Below are 17,233 nucleotides of genomic sequence, written 5' to 3'. Positions count from 1 at the left end.
GATACGAACTAATATTATATTACTTTTTTTGAGATTTTGCAGCAATACTAAGTGACCAGAAAAGACCACCAAACAAGACAACACCTGCTAAAATTAAGAATATTATAGCACTTACACTCATGATTAGTTTCCTCCTTCCGTAAGATCAATTTCCACTTTTTTGTAGTAGTTTTTGTCTTTTGGAGGAATCTTTGAAAGTATAATTGCTATGATTGGGTTTATAATAAGCATTGAAAATCCAGTCCACAGTGCCCATGATGGATAACCACCATATGGTTTTTTAAGTTCATCAAAGAAATTGAGACCTAAAATTATAATAAGTACAGTTGGTATAAGGAATTTTATAGAAAAGTTGAACCATTTTCCGATTTTAACTTCAGAAACTTCATTTATGTAATTTCTAAGTTTTTCTGCGTCAAACAACCAGCCTATTATTATTGATTCTAAAATTCCGGCAATTAAAAGACCATAAACGCTTACAAAGTGGTCAACAATATCTAGCCAGTAAAGCCCGCCTTGCGTTGAGAACAAGAGACCTGCGAGGAACCCAAAGATTGAAAAACCTATCAAAAATGCCTTTTTATTTACCTTAAATTTGTCTGATGCAGCAGCTTCTACAGCTTCGACAAGAGAGAATGCAGAGTCAATACCTAGTGTTAAAAGCATTAAGAAGAATAAAAGACCAATAATTGATTGTACAACAACTCCGCCTGGGAAGAGAGAAATAGCTTGTGGATAAACCACAAATGCAAGACCTATTCCACCACTTACTACTTTATCAACTGGAACGGATAACTGAGTTGCCATATAGCCAAGCACAGAAAATACTGCAATACCTGCAAGGTAAGATGTTGCACTATTTCCAAGGGCAGTTATAATAGCGTTGTTTGCAATATCGCTATCTTTTTTATTATAACTACCATATGCAATCATAATTCCAAATGCAAGACTTAATGTGAAGAATATCTGACCGAATGCGTTTGCCCAAACTCTTGGATCAGCAAGTTTTGCAAAGTTTGGCTCGAACAAGAAATTTAATCCTTTTGCAGCTCCGTCCAATGTAATTCCCCTTATTCCAAGGATTAAAAGAAGTACAACTGGAAGTGGAACTGTCCATGCAACCGTTTTTCCAACTGAAGTTGTACCTTTTCTTAGTATAAAGTATATCCATAGCCAGGTTAAAGCAAGCCCAATTACAATTGGCCATCTTATTGAACCTAGTTCACCAGGTCCACTTGAAACTTGTAAAAATTTTCCAAAGAAGAATCCATTTGGATCATCTTTCCAGGCAACTCCAAAAGAGTAGTAAAGATAGTTGAAGATATAAGCCATAATGACGTTATAGTAGAATGTAATGATTGCACCACCAATAACTGCAAACCAACCAATGAATTCTGCGTTCTTTTTTATGATTGCCATTGACTTTGGAGCACTACTTTGAAGCCCTTGACCGATTGCAAATTCGGCCATAAGCAGTGGAATACCTACCAGAAATAGAGCGATAAAATATGGAACGTAGAATGCTCCACCACCGTTTGAATATGCCATATAAGGAAATCTCCAAGCATTACCAAGACCAGCAGCTGACCCTACTGCTGCAAGAACAAAAGCCCATCTAGAACCCCACTTTTGCCTAGCCACCATATCCCTCCTCTCAAAAATGTAATGCTTATTTAATATTATATCAAAAATCATAAAAGTTAGTCAAATAAAATTTACTTTGTTAATTTTAAAAAAATATAAGAAATTTAAATGTAACAAGAGAAAAGAGATGAGAGGAGGTTACTTTTTTTTCTTCTTTTTTTCATTCTTCATTGTGTATAACCTTTTATCTGCAACACTATATGCTTTATCAAAGTTAAAATTGTTTGAAATACCATATGAAAAATCTAACTTTAGCTTATTAATTGAAATCTTTCTAATTCTATTAATCAATTCTTCTGGTTTTTTTGTGTCAGTAACTATAGCAAATTCATCGCCACCAAGTCTTATAACATAATCTGTTGATCTTGTGTTTTCTTTTAAAATATTTGCAAATTCCTTCAAAATTTTGTCTCCAAACTGGTGACCGAGAGTGTCATTTAATTTTTTAAAGTTATCTAAATCTATTAAAATTAGCTTTCCTTTGTTTGGAACATTTTCAATTATATTACGATTAAAAAGTTGAGTCATTGGATCTATGACCGTAAGTCCTTTTAGGTTTTCTTTTTCCTTTACAATTTCTTCAAACTTTTTTATTAAGATTAAGCTTATTCCAGTTCTAAAGATTACAATGCCATATGGAAGCATAATTTCATTGGATGTTTTTGAAAAAAGAAGATATATTGTCTGTATAATTGATAAAATAAGAAAGTTTGTGTTAAAATAAAACATTTTAAGTTTGTTTTTATATACCAAATAAAAAATAAAAGCAGACAGAATTATTATGTAAACATTTAAAATACTATTTAAAAGGTTGAATGAACTTAAAGAGTTAAACGTAAAGAAAATAGACAATGATATAAGTGATGGAAAAAGAAAGATTTTTTTATTTTTGTTTAAAAGTGAATTAAAACCTATAATGTTAAAACAGAGTGCAAGTACTCCAGAAGATATAAAGATTTTTCTAAAGAATATAAATGTTGAGATATCCCCTGAATAAGTTCTAAATTGAAAGTCGAATAGCATTAAAAATGTAAAAATTGAAGAAAGACCGGTATAGAAAATAGATTTTTCAATATTTTTTTCAAATTTTAAAGAGGACAAAATAAGAATTATTCCAACAATAAATGTTATTCCTTGGGAGAAGATATAAAAATCTTGTCTAAAGAGTTTAATTAATGTTGCATGGAGGTTAGCAGTTTTTTGATTGGTCAAAACTGGAGTATAATGTATACCAATATCGTAGGTTCCAAATAAAACGACTTTTAAAATTACCTTTTGATTGTTAAATTTTTCTGGAATCTTTACGATAATTGCTTTGGGCCATAAGTTTCCTGAAACTGACCCAAGCTCAAATATCTCATCGTTTTCTACAAAAATTTTAATCTTGCTTGCGGAAACCTTTCCAAAAAAGAGATAATTATAAAATTGATCAACTTTAATAGTAGTTGACAAAGTTATTGTTGAAGGTTTACTAAGTGTAGTATATGGAAAGTTAATATCATTTAATGGTATACCGTCTACTTTGATTATTTGGTTTAGAAATAGGAATAAAAGTATAAATGTAAAAATGGAAAAGACGAGTTTTTTCATTTTTTTCCCCACATATATTTTTAATATATTTATCAAAATTATGTTATCATTATTATAGAAAAATGGCAACTATGATGTAAAGATTTTCATTATAATTTTGAATATTCCAGGAGAATAGTTCCTTTTTCGTTTAAAATATTAGTTGAAATTAACTTAAATTGCTGATATGGAAAAGAAAGTTTTTCTGCATTTTCAAGAGTAATTGGTTCAATTGTAATATAAATTTTATCAATGTATGGAAAAAATTGCTTAAATACTGATTTACCACCAATAACTGCGGCTTCATTGATTTTATTTTTTTCTAAAAATCTTATCACTTGAACTGGTGATTCATTTAAAAAAATAAGATTTTCTGAATTTTTGTAATTTTTACTTGTAAGAACGATATTTAGGCGATCTTTTAGTGGAAAACCAATACTTTCGTATGTTTTTCGGCCCATTATTACTGTTCCAATCTTTGTTGTAAGTTCTCTAAAATGTGCTTTATCTTCTTTAGAACCCCACTCTATCCTATCGTATTCAGAAGTAGCAAAACCTCCAAACATGTCTGTAACAACAATCATAGATAAATGCATATTAATCCCCCTTTTTTATCATTTTTTTAATTTTAACATAATTTGTTATATAATATGAATATAGAAATGAGGTGAAAACATGTCGGATTTAATTGTCAAATTATATGATTTAGATTTTAGTTACGATTTACCAGAAAATATTCTTATAAAAAGACCTATTGGTCCTGAAAAGATTCATGTTTTAGAGTGGACTTTAAAAAACTTTGGAAAACTTTGGGCAAGTGAAGTTGATGTTGCATTTTCAAAAAATCCCATATCCGTTTTTGTTGCATATGAAAAGGAAAGTAAAGATATTGTTGGGTTTGCTTGTTATGATACGACATCAAGAGGTTTTTTTGGACCAACCGGGGTTTTAAAAGAATATAGAAAGAAAGGTATTGGCAAAGCTTTGCTTTTAAGAGCATTGCAGGATATGATGAATGTAGGATATGCATACGCTATAATTGGGGATGCGGGACCTGTTGAATATTATAAGAAAGCAGTTGGAGCAATTGAAATTCCAGATTCTAGTCCAGGAGTATATAAAGATTTGCTAGATAAATAAAAAGGAGTAAAAAAATGATATATTTTTTAGTTATATTAGCATTTTTATTGCTAATTCTATTTCTTTATTCTTGGCGAGTTTTAAGATTGATAAAGAAAGTTGGTTGTTTTGATTTTTCATGTCGAAAGATTTTTGAAAAAAATTTTTTGTATAGAGTGTATAAAATTTTTAATAAATATGATGATAAAAAGGATAACTTAAATACTTTAAGAGAAATATTTGATTATATAGCCGATGTATTAGAGGCTCAAGCTTGGTCGCTTCTTTTAACTCCGAAAGGAAAGAAATGGAGATTTATTGTATGGACTTATAACTTTGATGATAAGCCACTTGAGAGTTTAGGGGAGTATTTTCAAAATAATACACCATACAACCTTAATCAAATTATTTCCGAAAAGCGTTATTATTTCATTTCCAATATTTTGAAAATGCCGTATTGGAAAGAAGTTAAAGGAATAGACACAATTTCGTGGTGTGGTATTCCATTAATTTATAACGGAGAAGTCTATGCAATTTTAAATGTTGATTGGTATAGAAAAAAAAGGCCTAAAAAAGTTGACAGAATGCTTTTTGATATGATCACTGAAGAATTATCAAAACCAATTTTGAATTTTTTAAAGGTTAAGGAGAGATTAGAGGAAGAAAACATTGATTTACTAACAGGTTTATACAACAGAAGAGTTTTAGATTATGTAGATGTCAGTAAGTATAGCTATTTAATCTTTTTAGATTTGGATAAGTTTAAAGAAGTAAATGATAATTTTGGTCATCTTGTTGGGGATGAAGTATTAAGAATAATTTCAAGGAGAATAAAAAATACAGTAAAAGGTGACGATCTAATAATAAGGTACGGTGGGGATGAGTTTATCATTTTAATAAATTCAACTAAAGAAGGTCTTGAAAAATTGATACAAAGAATTAAACGCCATGTATCAAGAAATATTCATATTCAAGATAAAGATGTAAAGGTTGGAATATCAATTGGCTATTGTATGTTAGATAAAGGGCTTGAATATGCTATTAGAATAGCAGATGAAAGGATGTACAAAGATAAAAACAAAAATTAAAGAATAATTTACTTTTGTAGTTTTGTAGAAACTTGACAGAACATAAAGTATATGGTATTATTTTAATCGGCTTGTGACGGTTGACCTGGTAGCTCAGCAGGTAGAGCACCTGACTTTTAATCAGGGGGCCGCGGGTTCGAATCCCGCCCGGGTCACCAGAGGGGCGAGAGTGGCGGAATTGGCAGACGCGCTGGACTTAGAATCCAGTGGGCTCGCGCCCGTGTGGGTTCAAGTCCCACCTCTCGCACCAAGAAGGAAGTATGCGGGTGTAGCTCAGTGGTAGAGCGCCTGCTTGCCAAGCAGGAGGTCGCGGGTTCAAATCCCGTCGCCCGCTCCAAAATGAAAGTGAAAGTTAAATCAAAATTATATGAAAGATGCTCCATGGAATGGAGCATTTTTTTATTGAATAATTAAAAGTTATATAAATACTAAAACATTTATTTTTAGTAGATATAAGCAAAAAATCTCCCTTTCATTTGAAAGGGAGATTTTTAAATTTTATTGTGTTAATGTTGCAGGATCAACTTTTATACCAGGTCCCATTGTTGTTGAAAGAACAACTTTCTTTATAAAGTTACCTTTAACTCCTGCTGGTTTTAAATTCAATATTTGTTCGTATGCTGACTTTATATTTTCTTTTAACTTTTCGTTGTCAAAGGATGCTTTACCAACTGGAATATGTAAGTTTCCTGTTTTATCGGTTCTAACTTCCATTCTACCTTTTTTGAATTCTTTTACTGCTGAAGCAACGTCGTTTGTAACTGTACCAGCTTTTGGGTTTGGCATTAAGCCTCTTGGACCAAGAATTTTACCTAGTTTACCTATTACTCTCATCATATCTGGTGTTGCTATTGCAACGTCAAAATCCAAGAAGTTTTCTTTTTGTATCTTTTCAACTAAATCTTCTGCACCAACATAATCAGCACCTGCTGCTTTTGCTTCTTCAGCCTTTTCACCAGTTGCAAATACCAAAACCTTAACTTCTTTACCAGTACCATGTGGCAATGAAATAGTACTTCTAATTTGTTGGTCGGATTTTCTGTAATCGATGTTTGTTTTTATGTGGAGCTCAACTGTTTCATCAAATTTAGCTGTTGCAACTTTTTTAGCAAGATCGATTGCCTCGTTTAAGTCATAGTCTTTACTTCTGTCTACAAGTTTTCTTACCTCATTATACCTTTTGGAGTGCTTCGGCATTTTGCCTCCTCCTTCCTAAAATTTATTAGTCTACAACCTCAATTCCCATACTTTTTGCGGTTCCTTCAATTATCTTCATGGCCGCTTCAATATCATTTGCGTTTAAATCTTTCATCTTGATTTCTGCAATTTCTTTAATTTGATCTCTTGTTACTTTTCCTACCATTTTTCTCTTTGGTTCTTGAGAACCAGAGTTTACTTTTGCAGCTTTTTTCAACAAGAATGATGCTGGTGGTGTTTTTGTAATAAATGTAAATGATCTGTCTTCGTATACTGTAATAATTACTGGAATTATCATACCTGCTTTATCAGCAGTTGCTGCGTTAAACTTCTTACAGAATTCCATTAAATTTACACCACGTTGACCTAATGCAGGACCAACTGGTGGCGCAGGAGTAGCTTTTCCTGCTTCAAGTTGCAATCTTACTTGTGCAACTACCTTTTTTGCCATAATACAACCTCCTTCTTGTGGTTATAGGGTTAACCCTCCCACTTGGTAACAAATATATCAAACTTTTTCAACTTCACTGGTATGAACAGTGACTGGCGTTTCTCTACCAAAAATGGTAACAGAAACTTTCAATTCGTTATGCTCCGGATTAATTTCTTTGACACTTCCAACAAAACCTTCAAATGGACCTGAAACAATTTTTACAGAATCTCCAACTTCAAAATCGAACTCAATCTTTATTTCTTTTTCTTTTTCTACCTGTGGACTTTCTTCAGCGCCAGCAAGTCTTAGTAGAACTTTTGCTTCTTTATCATCAATTGGAATTGGTCTACCACCAGAAGAAACAAAATCTATAATTCCAGGAACGGTTCTAACAAAATGCCAAAACTCGTCATTCATGATCATTTCAACAAAGAGATAACCAGGGAAAAGCTTTCTAACCTTTACTTTTTGAACCTTTATTTCTTTTTTTGTTGGAAAATCTATAATTTCAATTCTCCCAGAACTTTTTGCGGTAACCTTTTTTGGCTCAGCTAATATCTGACCAGTTTTTACCTGCGTTCCTTTCTTAATTGTAGAGACAAAAGTTTCATTTGGAACAACATATACATCTATTTCACTAATAGAATTTCTTACAACAATTCTTTTCATATTTTCGGTTTGAATAATTTTTCCATCTATTTCACAAATAATTTCTTCATCACTAGAAAGTGGCATTCCTTGCTTTACATGTCCACCAATTTTAAGTCCCGTAATTGGTTTGTTTTTCTGAGGAATAACATATGTTTTTGTAAATTTCTTATCTTCTGTTTCTATAACAACCTTTTTGGCATTTCTTACATCAGTTACAATGCCATCTCTTCTTACCCTTATAGCTGGCTCTTCAGCTAAAACATCACCTTTTTTAACTAAAGTACCATTTGATACGAGAATTTTAGCATTTAAAGAGACGATGTGTCTTTCAGATGATTTTGAAGAGGCATCAATAACAACTTCTTCGGGTAAGAGTACCCTAGAAATAACGTGCTCAAGTCCTTGAGCTTTTATTTTTGCTTCCAAATTCTCCTTGGCGGTAGCTTCATACCCCGCCAATGTTTGTAAAATATACCATCTTTTTTTCATTTATACCACCTCAAAAATTAAAAAAGCTTAAATAGAGCACTCAATGCGCCTGAGAAGATCAAGTCAAGAGTAAAGAAGTAAACTCCGGTAACCAACAAAATAACAAGAACAACACCAGTTGCTCCCCAAAGCTCTTTTTTATTTGGCCAATGCGTCTTTTTAATTTCAGTCTTTACTTCTCTAAAAAATTTTCTTAATTTTTCCATCTGGCATCTCCCCCATAAAAAAATTTGGCAGGGGCGGCAGGACTTGAACCCGCAACACCCGATTTTGGAGACCGGTGCTCTGCCAGTTGAGCTACGCCCCTGTGTTTTTATGCTTTAGTTTCTACATGTTTCGTGTGTTTATTACATTTTGGACAATATTTTCTAAGTTCTAATTTTTCCTTCTTGTTTTTTTCGCGAGTCGTATAGTAATTTTTATTTCCACATTCGGAGCATTTCAAAGCAACTTGTATTCTCATCGTCTTCCCTCCTATTAAAAAAATCTGGTGGTGAGGGAAGGATTCGAACCTTCGAAGGCATTCTGCCAGCGGATTTACAGTCCGCCCCCTTTGGCCACTCGGGCACCTCACCACCTATACTTGGAGCCAGCGGAGGGACTCGAACCCTCAACCTATTGATTACAAATCAATCGCTCTGCCAATTGAGCTACGCTGGCTCGCTGCGGTTTCTATTATACCTTATATCAAAGAACCTGTCAATACTTTACATAGGGTAAAAGTGCCATTTGCCTTGCTCTCTTAATTGCTATTTTAACCATTCTTTGGTGCTTTGCACAATTTCCGGTAATTCTTCTTGGGATTATCTTTTCTTTTTCTGTTAAAAATTCTCTTAGAAGCTTGACATCTTTGTAGTCAACATATTCTACCTTTGATTGGCACAACTTACATACTTTTGGTTTCCTCTTTCTTCTATATCTCATTTATATTACCTCCTTTTTTCAAAGATCAAAACGGTGGTTCATCATTATCATTGTTATCAAACAACTCGTCATATTCGATTTCATTCTCAGCTTCCGGTACTATTGGAACATCATCTTTTTTGTCCATAAACGTAACTTGATCCGCCCAAATTTCAGGTGTAGTCCTATTTTGTCCGTCGCTTGTCTGCCATCTATTTATTCTTAGTTTTCCTTCAACGAGGACTAGTCTACCTTTGGTCAAGTAATTTTGAACAAATTCCGCTAATCTGCTAAATGTAACTATCCTTATAAAATCTACTTCATCATTGCCCCTCTTGTTACTTCTGTTTACTGCTATTGTAAATGTTGCAACTATTGTTCCGTTTATTGTTTGCTTGACTTCTGGATCTCTCGTCAGTCGCCCAACCAGGACGACCTTATTATAGTTCACTCTTCCACCTTCTCGGTATTTTCAACCGTCTCCTCTTTTTTTGCTGCTTTTCTTTCTTTCTTTTCTAGGTCGAATCTTCTGAATGTCTGCCATCTTAAAAATTCTGGTCTGACTTTGAAATACATCTCAAGCTCATTAAGTTTTTCTCCGTCTGCTCTGAAGTATACCACTGTATAATCTGCTTCGTTGTATTTCTTAAGTGGATATGCTGTTTTTCTTATTCCCCATCTGTCTACATTGTCAATTTGTGCGTTTAACTTTTCCTTCAAAAATTCTACAACACCGTTTGCAAGCTTTTCTCTTTCTTCTTCTGCAATATCTGGTTTGATGATAAACATTGTTTCGTATATTCTCATCCTTGCACCTCCTCCCTCGGTCTTCTGGTCCCACCTTTTTTTAGGTGGAACGGGTTTTTCAGAATAAAAGGGAGCAATTGCTCCCTTCTGGTGGGCTCGGGAGGAATCGAACCCCCGACCATCCGGTTATGAGCCGGACGCTCTGCCAACTGAGCTACGAGCCCACTTTGCTTTGGAGGCGACGGTGGGATTTGAACCCACGAATAGGGATTTTGCAGACCCCCGCCTTTGACCGCTTGGCCACGTCGCCTCGCATGTCAGATTTTAACATAATATATTTTTTCTGTCAATAAGTCTTTTATTAAAAGAATGTTAAATATATACATTTTATAATTTATGATATAATTTCTTTGGTGAATAAAATGAAAGAGAACAAAAAATTTGATTTTATAATTTTAATTTCGGTTATTTTTTTAATTGTTTTTGGACTTTTGAATTTATATAGTGTATCTAAATATTTGGTTGTTAAACAATTTTTCTGGGACTTGCTGGCAATAGGTGCAGCAATTTTTGTTTATTTTCTTAAAGAAAATTTGATTAAAAAATTAGTGATACCTTTATATATAATTTCTGTAGTTTTACTGGCCGCTGTGTTGATTTTTGGAACTAGGGTATATGGTTCTGTAAGATGGTTTAGATTTTTTGGACTTTCTTTTCAACCTTCAGAACTTTCAAAATTATCGTTAATACTTATGTTATCAATTATCTTTGTAAAAAAAGATTTAAGATCGTTTTTTTTCTCTATCTTTGTTTTGGTAGTTCCAGTATTTTTGATATTAAGGGAACCCGATTTAGGAATGTCAGTGTTACATATCTTTGTATGGTTTACAATGCTTTTGTTTTCAGGAATATCGTTTAAGTATATTCTACTCATAGTTGGAAGTGGAGTAGGTGCTATTCCGATAATATACTTTTTCTTTTTGAAAGACTATCAGCGAGCAAGAATATTATCGTTTTTAAACCCAGAAAAATACGCACAAGGAGCTGCCTACAATGTTATAATGTCGAAAAATGCAGTTGGTTCTGGCGGACTTCTTGGGAGAGGGTATTTAATTTCTCCGGCTGTAAATGGTAATTATGTTCCAAAAATGGAAACAGATTTTATTTTTTCAGCAATTGGTGAGCAATTTGGATTTTTAGGAAGTATACTTGTTCTTGCAGCATATCTAGTTATTATAATTAGAGTATTTAGTAAGATGAAAGATTTTAAAGATAATTTTTGGAGACTTGTCTCTGTAGGTATTATATCAGCATTTACATTTCATGTTTTTGAAAATATTGGAATGAATATAGGTATAATGCCAGTAACTGGAATTCCACTTCCATTTTTAAGCTATGGTGGAACATCGACATTTATATTTGGGATTATGATTGGTTTTCTTTTAAAGTCTTTAGCACTTGTCGATAAATCAAGGAAGGTGATTTTATGATTCACAAAAGAAGACGGGAGCGTATTTGGCCTTATGTTTTAGTATTTGGGTTAGTAATACTCTTTATAGTCACAGTCTTTTTTGCTTTTGGTAATTTTTTCAGGTATAGAAAAATTTTAGATGATTATAATGCTCTGAAAAAATTTGTTGAGAGCAAATTAAATGGATACGAAGCCAAGTTAAAGGATCTTGAAAGTAAATTTGGTCCAAATTCAGTTTTGGATAAATACATACTTTCGGTTAATTATTTAAAAAATTTTGGAGCTGATCTAGAATACATTTTAAATAATATTGAAGATGAGCCAGGAACTGGATATTTCATGGTATTTGTAGTTGGCAATGAACCTAGCTGGGTTACGGTTAAAGATGACAAAAAGACGTATTTTTCAAGAGAAATTTATCCCGGACTTTCAAAGTATAAATTCTATTACTTTAAAAGTCCAAAGATTATGACGGATTACGATATAATAGTTTCCCCGGATGCTGATATTGTTGTAGGAAAGGCTGGTAAGGTATATCTTTTATTTTATGGTGTAGGTTCATCATTTCACCCAACAAAAATTGTTCATATAGAAGATATGAAGGTGAATAATTTGATGAAAACATTTAGTTTATATGTTCCTGGAAGATAAAGGAGGAGATATGCGGTGTATTTGCAAGATGTGATAAAAAAATTAGATGAGTTTTGGGCTCAAAATGGCTGTTTTATAGACCTGCCATATGATATGGAAATGGGTGCAGGAACATTCCATACATCAACCTTTTTTGGAGTCTTAAGAAACAGAGATTGGAAAGTTGCATTTGTTCAACCAAGTAGAAGGCCAACAGATGGAAGGTATGGGGAAAATCCAAATAGAATGCAAAGATTTTTACAGTATCAGGTAATTATAAAACCAAACCCTGAAAATTCTCAGGAACTTTATTTAAAATCACTAGAAGCATTGGGAATTAATCCTAGAGAGCATGATATAAGATTTGTTGAAGATAACTGGGAATCACCTACACTTGGTGCGTGGGGTGTTGGTTGGGAAGTGTGGCTCGATGGAATGGAAATTACGCAATTTACTTATTTTCAACAGGTTGGAGGCATATCTTTGAAAAAGATACCGCTTGAAATTACATACGGTTTAGAGAGAATAGCCATGTATCTTCAAGGCGTAGATAATGTTTATGATGTTATGTGGAATAAGGATGTGAAATATGGAGAGCTCTTTTTAGAAAACGAAAAACAATTTTCAGTATATAACTTTGAAATGGCCGATGTTGAAAAGTTATTTAAATTATACGAATTATACAGGGAAGAGTTTAATAGATTAATAGAGAATAATCTATTTCTTCCAGCATATGAGCAATTAATCAAGTGTTCTCACACCTTTAACCTTCTTGATGCAAGGAATGCAATTAGTGTTGCACAGAGACAGAATTATATAAGAGATATAAGAAGTATGGCTATGCAATGTGCAAAAAGATTTTTAGAATTTGAGGAAGGTGAAAATTAATGGCAGAATACATCTTTGAAATAGGTGTTGAAGAACTCCCAACCACAGAAGTTGAGAACATATTGGTTCAATTGAATGAAAAGATTTCAAAACTTTTGGATGATGAAGGCTTATCATATGGTGCGTTGAAAGTTTTTTATGCTCCAAGACGATTTGGATTTTATATAAAAGATCTCGATGAAAAACAAGGTGATAAAATTGTTCAAAAGAGGGGGCCTTCTGTAAATATTGCATATGATGAAAACAAGCAGCCTACAAGAGCGCTTGAAGGCTTTTTAAAATCAAATGGGGCTTCATTGGAAGATGTTGTAATAAAAGATAACTATGTATATATAGAAAAAAAGATAGAAGGAAAAAGTTCAGACGTTATTTTGAAAGAAAATATTCCAAGTATTATTTCAAAATTAAGTTTTAGAAAACCGATGAGATGGGGTAATGGAACTTATTCTTTTGTTAGAATCCCTCACTGGATTTTGTCGTTATATAACGGAAAAGTTTTGGATTTTGAAATTTTTGATTTAAAGGCTGATAACAAGACGTTTGGTCATAGATTTGTTAAAGACGAATCTATAGAGACATCTGGAATAGATGATTATTTTAAAAAGCTCAAAGATACAAATGTTATTGCTCTGCATGATGAGAGAAAAAAAGTGGTAGAAGATATTCTTTCAAATTACAGTGTTTTAAAAGATGAAGATTTAATAGATGAAGTAGTAACACTTTGTGAATATCCTCAAGTAGTTGAGGGAAGTTTTTCTAAAGAGTATTTAAAATTGCCTGAGGAATTAATTACAACAACTATTAAACATCACCAAAGATCATTTACAGTATATGAAGGTGAAAAGATAACCAATAAATTTCTTTCATTTATTGACTCACCAACTGGTGATATAGATGTTATAAAGAAAGGTTACGAGAAAGTTGTAAATGCAAGATTGGAAGATGCAAGGTATTACTATGAAAAAGATTTGAAAATACCATTGGAGAAATTTAACGAATCTTTAAAGGATATAATTTTCCAGAAGGATCTTGGAACTTTAATGGATAAAGTTGAAAGAATTGAAAAAATTTCAGAAAAGTTGTGTGATGATTTAAGTGTTGGATATTCAGATAAGGTAAGGATTTTAAGAATAGCACATCTTTGTAAGGCAGATATTGCATCAAATGTTGTGTATGAATTTCCTGAGCTTCAAGGGACGATGGGAAGAATATATGCACTAAAAGATGGAGAAGATTATAAAGTTGCAATTGGAATCGAAGAGCACTATAAAGATGTTCCAGAAAGTTTAACAGGTGCAGTTGTTGCAATAGCAGATAGAATTGATACTATTGTTGGAAACTTTTTAGTAGGAAATATTCCAACTGGTTCAAAAGATCCATTTGGACTTAGGAAAAAAACCGATACCATATTTGAGATTATAGTCAAATATAGTCTCAATATTGACCTTGAAAATCTTTCAAAATTTACTGCAAGTTTGTTGTCAAAAGATATTCCAAATGAACTTGTTGAATTTTTTGAAACAAGGTATGAGTTATTTAATCAAAATACAAGGTACGATATAGCAAGAGCGGTAAAAAGATTTTGGAAAAAACCATTATATGGAAGACTTGTAGCAGAGTCATTGATTAACATTGTAGATCAAGAAGAATTTCAACACCTTCTAACTGGATTTGAACGTGTCCATAACATTTCTAGCAAATTTGATTCATATGAATTTGATAGTACCAAGTTCCTAGATGATGCAGAAAAAGAGTTATTTAATAAGTACATAGAGCAAAAGCCAAAGATACTTGAGGCAATAGATAATCTAAACATTGATATAGCATTAAAGTACTTGATTGAATTAAGACCATATATAGATAATTACTTCGATAATGTTTTTGTTATGACAAAGCAAGATGATATTAGAATGAATAGACTTGCATTTTTAAAGAATTTGGACAAACTCTTTTTAAAACTTGGAGATTTGAATCTAATAGAGAAAAAATGATATAATAACAAATGGGGAGGTGAAAAATATGCGTGAAATGACAAAACAATTTTTAGAAGCAGCTTTTGCTGGAGAATCTATGGCGCATATGAAATATTTAATATTTGCAGAAGAGGCAGAAAAAAAGGGGCTTATAAAACTTTCAAAGCTTTTTAAAGCAATTGCATATGCAGAGTATGTTCATGCAAAGAATCATTTTAAAGTTTTGAAAAAACTTTCTGATGATATGAAGGATAATGTTCAAAGTTGTATTGATGGAGAAACTTTTGAAATTGAAGAAATGTATCCAGTCTATAAAAATGCTGCAGAATTTCAAGATGAAAAAGATGCCGTTAGAAGTACGCACTTTGCATTGGAGGCAGAAAAAATACATGCGGATATGTACAAAAAAGCAAAAGAATTAGTTGAAAAAGGTGAGGATTATCCAGCAGAAAAAATTTATATCTGTCCAGTTTGTGGATATACAGTAGAAGATGAAGCACCAGAAAAATGTCCTGTATGTGGTGCCCCAAAAGATAAATTTGTTGAATTTTAATTATTAAGTTTTAAGATAAATGGGGGAAATAGATCCCCCATTTATTTATTTGGAGGTGGTTTGATGTGGAAGAAATTAATTGGTTGGCTTGTTCTAGTAATTATCATTTTAATTTATTTGTCAACAGGTATTTATCAAGTTGGCCCATCTGAAGTTGCACTTATTAAAACTTTTGGAAAATATACACATTCGACAGGTCCTGGTATGCATTTTCATCTTCCCTATCCATTCCAGTCTCACGTAATAGTAGATGTTGAGACTATTAGAAAGGAAGAGATAGGTTTTAGAACTATTGAAAGCTATGGAAAAATTTCATACAGAACTGTAAATGAAGAAGCGCTAATGTTAACAGGCGATGGAAATATCATTAGTGTTGAAGCAGCAGTTCAGTATAGAATAAAGGATCCTGTAAAATTTGCGTTTAATGTTATAAATGGAAAAGAGCTAGTAAGGTTTACAACAGAGTCTGTTTTAAGGGAAAGAATTGCAGTAAGAACTATTGACGATGTTTTAACTGTTGAGAGGGATAAAATAGCTCTTGAGACTGCAGAGAAAGTTCAGGAGATATTAGATAGCTACGATTCGGGTATACTAATTAACAAGGTATATTTGCAAGAGGTTGCACCACCTGATCAGGTTGTTGCTGCATTTGATGATGTAAACAATGCAAAGCAAGATAAGGAAAGGTTTATAAATGAGGCGACAAAGTATGCAAACGATGTTATTCCAAAAGCCCAAGGTCAAGCGGAAAAGATTTTGAGAGAAGCCGAAGCTTATGCTCAAAAGAAGATACTTGAAGCCCAAGGTGAAACACAGAGATTTTTAAGCGTTTTAAAAGAATATGAAATAGCACCTGAAATAACCAAAAAAAGATTGATTCTTGAGAAATTACAATCGGTATTTTCAAGTACAAAAAATATTTTTGTTCTTGATGATAGTGGTACAATAAAACTCTTGAATGTTAACGATTTGATTGGTGGTGATACAAAATGAAAGCCAAAATAATAACGATATCAGTAATTTTACTAATCGCTATTATATTTTTAACACTTTCAATGTTTGTTGTTGATCAAACTCAACAGGCTGTAGTCTTAAGGTTTGGACAGATAGTAAATACATATTCAACGCCAGGCATACATTTTAGAACTCCGTTTGTAGATAACGTTGTAAAGTTTGAAAAAAGAATACTTCTATATGATATCGAGCCGGAAAAAATTATCACGTTAGATAAAAAGACATTGATAGTTGATACATATGCTCTATGGAAAATAGTCGATGCAAAGAAATTTATTGAGACAATGAAAACAATTGGTCTTGCTGAATCAAGGATAGATGATATAGTATACTCGAATATCAGAAATGTCTTTGCAAAACACTCTTTTGATGAGATTATATCAGACAAAAGAGAAAGTTTTTTGAAAGAGGTAACAACTCTTTCAAGAGCTGATCTTGAAAACTTTGGAATAGAAATAGTAGATGTTAGGGTAAAACATGCAGATTTACCATCTGAGAATGTAAGTGCAGTATATGAGAGAATGAAAGCGGAAAGATATAGTATAGCAGCACAAATCAGAGCAGAAGGTCAAAAAGAAGCACAAAAAATAAGGGCTGAAGCTGATAAAAATGTTACCGTTATATTGGCACAGGCGCAAAGTCAAGCAGAAAAAATTAGAGGAGATGGGGAGGCAAGCGCTACTAGAATTTATGCACTTGCATATCAGACTAACCCAGAATTTTTTGAACTTTGGAGAAGTTTAAGTGCATATGATACAATACTAAACAATGGAACGGTGATTTTTGGAAAAGATCTAGAGATATTTAAGTATATTTTTGAGGTAAAATAATTCCTTAGGGGGAGTTTCCCCTAAGGAGTTTAAC

General features: G+C 32.6%; 21 protein-coding genes and 8 tRNA genes. 12 read left to right on the top strand and 17 right to left on the bottom strand.

The annotated features are described in order from the left end of the window. Positions 1-19: 19 nt before the first annotated feature. The 4 genes from HNP65_RS06030 to HNP65_RS06015 form a co-directional block, all read right to left on the bottom strand. Positions 20-121, bottom strand: a complete 102-nt coding sequence (locus HNP65_RS06030) for a MetS family NSS transporter small subunit (RefSeq protein ID WP_126993638.1) — start codon at positions 119-121, stop codon at positions 20-22. A gap of 2 nt (positions 122-123) precedes the next feature. After that, positions 124-1,644 (bottom strand): sodium-dependent transporter, encoded by a 1,521-nt coding sequence (locus HNP65_RS06025; RefSeq protein WP_221236866.1) that lies wholly within the window; start codon positions 1,642-1,644, stop codon positions 124-126. Between the two features lie 138 nt (positions 1,645-1,782). Then, positions 1,783-3,234 carry a GGDEF domain-containing protein gene (locus HNP65_RS06020; protein WP_184619391.1) on the bottom strand — a complete coding sequence of 484 codons (1,452 nt, stop codon included), beginning with the start codon at positions 3,232-3,234 and terminating at the stop codon, positions 1,783-1,785. Positions 3,235-3,323: 89 nt separating this feature from the next. Further along, positions 3,324-3,809: a dihydrofolate reductase gene (locus HNP65_RS06015; RefSeq protein ID WP_184619390.1), complete on the bottom strand. Its 486-nt coding sequence runs from the start codon at positions 3,807-3,809 to the stop codon at positions 3,324-3,326. A gap of 79 nt (positions 3,810-3,888) precedes the next feature. On the opposite strand from HNP65_RS06015, the gene HNP65_RS06010 reads away from it, so the two are divergent. The 5 genes from HNP65_RS06010 to HNP65_RS05990 all read left to right on the top strand — a co-directional run bounded on the left by HNP65_RS06010 (position 3,889) and on the right by HNP65_RS05990 (position 5,757). Continuing rightward, entirely contained in the window at positions 3,889-4,353 is a 465-nt protein-coding gene (locus HNP65_RS06010) for a GNAT family N-acetyltransferase (RefSeq protein WP_184619389.1), read from the top strand. A 14-nt stretch (positions 4,354-4,367) separates the two neighbouring features. After that, positions 4,368-5,420, top strand: coding sequence for a sensor domain-containing diguanylate cyclase (locus HNP65_RS06005; protein ID WP_184619388.1), 1,053 nt, complete (start codon positions 4,368-4,370; stop codon positions 5,418-5,420). A gap of 82 nt (positions 5,421-5,502) precedes the next feature. Further along, positions 5,503-5,578, top strand: a tRNA-Lys gene (locus tag HNP65_RS06000). Positions 5,579-5,583: 5 nt separating this feature from the next. Next, a tRNA-Leu gene (locus tag HNP65_RS05995) sits at positions 5,584-5,670 on the top strand. Between the two features lie 12 nt (positions 5,671-5,682). Beyond that, positions 5,683-5,757, top strand: a tRNA-Gly gene (locus HNP65_RS05990). Positions 5,758-5,918: 161 nt separating this feature from the next. On the opposite strand, the gene rplA is transcribed toward HNP65_RS05990, so the two are convergent. From rplA to HNP65_RS05925, 13 genes are all read right to left on the bottom strand, one after another. Further along, on the bottom strand, positions 5,919-6,617 hold the full coding sequence (gene rplA, locus HNP65_RS05985; protein WP_126993626.1) for a 50S ribosomal protein L1: 699 nt from the start codon (positions 6,615-6,617) through the stop codon (positions 5,919-5,921). Between the two features lie 25 nt (positions 6,618-6,642). Continuing rightward, a complete protein-coding gene (gene rplK / locus HNP65_RS05980) occupies positions 6,643-7,068 on the bottom strand; it encodes a 50S ribosomal protein L11 (RefSeq protein WP_184619387.1) in 426 nt (141 codons plus the stop codon). Positions 7,069-7,125: 57 nt separating this feature from the next. Then, positions 7,126-8,190 carry a transcription termination/antitermination NusG family protein gene (locus HNP65_RS05975; RefSeq protein ID WP_184619386.1) on the bottom strand — a complete coding sequence of 355 codons (1,065 nt, stop codon included), beginning with the start codon at positions 8,188-8,190 and terminating at the stop codon, positions 7,126-7,128. Between the two features lie 17 nt (positions 8,191-8,207). After that, positions 8,208-8,396 carry a preprotein translocase subunit SecE gene (secE, locus tag HNP65_RS05970; protein WP_126993620.1) on the bottom strand — a complete coding sequence of 63 codons (189 nt, stop codon included), beginning with the start codon at positions 8,394-8,396 and terminating at the stop codon, positions 8,208-8,210. A 25-nt stretch (positions 8,397-8,421) separates the two neighbouring features. Then, positions 8,422-8,497, bottom strand: a tRNA-Trp gene (locus tag HNP65_RS05965). Positions 8,498-8,503: 6 nt separating this feature from the next. Then, entirely contained in the window at positions 8,504-8,653 is a 150-nt protein-coding gene (gene rpmG / locus HNP65_RS05960) for a 50S ribosomal protein L33 (RefSeq protein ID WP_004104464.1), read from the bottom strand. 25 nt (positions 8,654-8,678) lie between these two features. Then, a tRNA-Tyr gene (locus HNP65_RS05955) sits at positions 8,679-8,765 on the bottom strand. A gap of 9 nt (positions 8,766-8,774) precedes the next feature. Next, positions 8,775-8,850, bottom strand: a tRNA-Thr gene (locus HNP65_RS05950). A 39-nt stretch (positions 8,851-8,889) separates the two neighbouring features. Continuing rightward, the gene (gene rpsR / locus HNP65_RS05945; protein ID WP_114702926.1) at positions 8,890-9,114 is read right to left on the bottom strand and encodes a 30S ribosomal protein S18; all 225 of its coding nucleotides are present in this window, start codon (positions 9,112-9,114) and stop codon (positions 8,890-8,892) included. Positions 9,115-9,139: 25 nt separating this feature from the next. Continuing rightward, a complete protein-coding gene (locus HNP65_RS05940) occupies positions 9,140-9,544 on the bottom strand; it encodes a single-stranded DNA-binding protein (protein ID WP_184619385.1) in 405 nt (134 codons plus the stop codon). Further along, positions 9,541-9,900 carry a 30S ribosomal protein S6 gene (gene rpsF / locus HNP65_RS05935; RefSeq protein ID WP_126993616.1) on the bottom strand — a complete coding sequence of 120 codons (360 nt, stop codon included), beginning with the start codon at positions 9,898-9,900 and terminating at the stop codon, positions 9,541-9,543. Before rpsF ends, HNP65_RS05940 begins: the two co-directional genes overlap by 4 nt. Positions 9,901-9,988: 88 nt before the next feature. Continuing rightward, positions 9,989-10,064 (bottom strand) — tRNA-Met (locus HNP65_RS05930). Between the two features lie 9 nt (positions 10,065-10,073). Next, positions 10,074-10,150: transfer RNA gene (locus HNP65_RS05925), tRNA-Cys, on the bottom strand. A gap of 112 nt (positions 10,151-10,262) precedes the next feature. Here HNP65_RS05925 and rodA point away from each other — a divergent pair. The 7 genes from rodA to hflC all read left to right on the top strand — a co-directional run bounded on the left by rodA (position 10,263) and on the right by hflC (position 17,199). Next, complete coding sequence (gene rodA / locus HNP65_RS05920) at positions 10,263-11,330, top strand: rod shape-determining protein RodA (RefSeq protein ID WP_184619384.1); 1,068 nt, start codon at positions 10,263-10,265, stop codon at positions 11,328-11,330. After that, positions 11,327-11,962, top strand: a complete 636-nt coding sequence (locus HNP65_RS05915) for a hypothetical protein (protein WP_184619383.1) — start codon at positions 11,327-11,329, stop codon at positions 11,960-11,962. Before rodA ends, HNP65_RS05915 begins: the two co-directional genes overlap by 4 nt. A 15-nt stretch (positions 11,963-11,977) precedes the next feature. Then, positions 11,978-12,829 carry a glycine--tRNA ligase subunit alpha gene (locus tag HNP65_RS05910; RefSeq protein ID WP_184619382.1) on the top strand — a complete coding sequence of 284 codons (852 nt, stop codon included), beginning with the start codon at positions 11,978-11,980 and terminating at the stop codon, positions 12,827-12,829. Continuing rightward, complete coding sequence (gene glyS / locus HNP65_RS05905; protein WP_184619381.1) at positions 12,829-14,820, top strand: glycine--tRNA ligase subunit beta; 1,992 nt, start codon at positions 12,829-12,831, stop codon at positions 14,818-14,820. The genes HNP65_RS05910 and glyS overlap by 1 nt, the downstream gene beginning before the upstream one ends. Before the next feature lie 28 nt (positions 14,821-14,848). After that, positions 14,849-15,355: a rubrerythrin family protein gene (locus tag HNP65_RS05900; RefSeq protein ID WP_184619380.1), complete on the top strand. Its 507-nt coding sequence runs from the start codon at positions 14,849-14,851 to the stop codon at positions 15,353-15,355. Between the two features lie 63 nt (positions 15,356-15,418). After that, positions 15,419-16,348 carry an FtsH protease activity modulator HflK gene (gene hflK, locus HNP65_RS05895; RefSeq protein ID WP_184619379.1) on the top strand — a complete coding sequence of 310 codons (930 nt, stop codon included), beginning with the start codon at positions 15,419-15,421 and terminating at the stop codon, positions 16,346-16,348. Beyond that, positions 16,345-17,199, top strand: coding sequence for a protease modulator HflC (gene hflC / locus HNP65_RS05890; RefSeq protein ID WP_184619378.1), 855 nt, complete (start codon positions 16,345-16,347; stop codon positions 17,197-17,199). The genes hflK and hflC overlap by 4 nt, the downstream gene beginning before the upstream one ends. Positions 17,200-17,233 lie beyond the last annotated feature (34 nt).

The sequence above is a fragment of the Thermosipho japonicus genome (assembly GCF_014201655.1).
GTDB lineage: Bacteria > Thermotogota > Thermotogae > Thermotogales > Fervidobacteriaceae > Thermosipho > Thermosipho japonicus.
The sequence above is the reverse complement of the archived record's forward strand: the minus strand, read 5'-3'. Positions and strand labels throughout refer to the sequence as shown.

What these genes read in the sequence shown, in the direction of transcription:
- HNP65_RS06030 (WP_126993638.1), bottom strand. Translation starts at nt 121, where the DNA reads ATGAGTGTAAGTGCTATAATATTCTTAATTTTAGCAGGTGTTGTCTTG.
- HNP65_RS06025 (WP_221236866.1), bottom strand. Translation starts at nt 1,644, where the DNA reads ATGGTGGCTAGGCAAAAGTGGGGTTCTAGATGGGCTTTTGTTCTTGCA.
- HNP65_RS06020 (WP_184619391.1), bottom strand. Translation starts at nt 3,234, where the DNA reads ATGAAAAAACTCGTCTTTTCCATTTTTACATTTATACTTTTATTCCTA.
- HNP65_RS06015 (WP_184619390.1), bottom strand. Translation starts at nt 3,809, where the DNA reads ATGCATTTATCTATGATTGTTGTTACAGACATGTTTGGAGGTTTTGCT.
- HNP65_RS06010 (WP_184619389.1), top strand. Translation starts at nt 3,889, where the DNA reads ATGTCGGATTTAATTGTCAAATTATATGATTTAGATTTTAGTTACGAT.
- HNP65_RS06005 (WP_184619388.1), top strand. Translation starts at nt 4,368, where the DNA reads ATGATATATTTTTTAGTTATATTAGCATTTTTATTGCTAATTCTATTT.
- rplA (WP_126993626.1), bottom strand. Translation starts at nt 6,617, where the DNA reads ATGCCGAAGCACTCCAAAAGGTATAATGAGGTAAGAAAACTTGTAGAC.
- rplK (WP_184619387.1), bottom strand. Translation starts at nt 7,068, where the DNA reads ATGGCAAAAAAGGTAGTTGCACAAGTAAGATTGCAACTTGAAGCAGGA.
- HNP65_RS05975 (WP_184619386.1), bottom strand. Translation starts at nt 8,190, where the DNA reads ATGAAAAAAAGATGGTATATTTTACAAACATTGGCGGGGTATGAAGCT.
- secE (WP_126993620.1), bottom strand. Translation starts at nt 8,396, where the DNA reads ATGGAAAAATTAAGAAAATTTTTTAGAGAAGTAAAGACTGAAATTAAA.
- rpmG (WP_004104464.1), bottom strand. Translation starts at nt 8,653, where the DNA reads ATGAGAATACAAGTTGCTTTGAAATGCTCCGAATGTGGAAATAAAAAT.
- rpsR (WP_114702926.1), bottom strand. Translation starts at nt 9,114, where the DNA reads ATGAGATATAGAAGAAAGAGGAAACCAAAAGTATGTAAGTTGTGCCAA.
- rpsF (WP_126993616.1), bottom strand. Translation starts at nt 9,900, where the DNA reads ATGAGAATATACGAAACAATGTTTATCATCAAACCAGATATTGCAGAA.
- rodA (WP_184619384.1), top strand. Translation starts at nt 10,263, where the DNA reads ATGAAAGAGAACAAAAAATTTGATTTTATAATTTTAATTTCGGTTATT.
- HNP65_RS05915 (WP_184619383.1), top strand. Translation starts at nt 11,327, where the DNA reads ATGATTCACAAAAGAAGACGGGAGCGTATTTGGCCTTATGTTTTAGTA.
- glyS (WP_184619381.1), top strand. Translation starts at nt 12,829, where the DNA reads ATGGCAGAATACATCTTTGAAATAGGTGTTGAAGAACTCCCAACCACA.
- HNP65_RS05900 (WP_184619380.1), top strand. Translation starts at nt 14,849, where the DNA reads ATGCGTGAAATGACAAAACAATTTTTAGAAGCAGCTTTTGCTGGAGAA.
- hflK (WP_184619379.1), top strand. Translation starts at nt 15,419, where the DNA reads ATGTGGAAGAAATTAATTGGTTGGCTTGTTCTAGTAATTATCATTTTA.
- hflC (WP_184619378.1), top strand. Translation starts at nt 16,345, where the DNA reads ATGAAAGCCAAAATAATAACGATATCAGTAATTTTACTAATCGCTATT.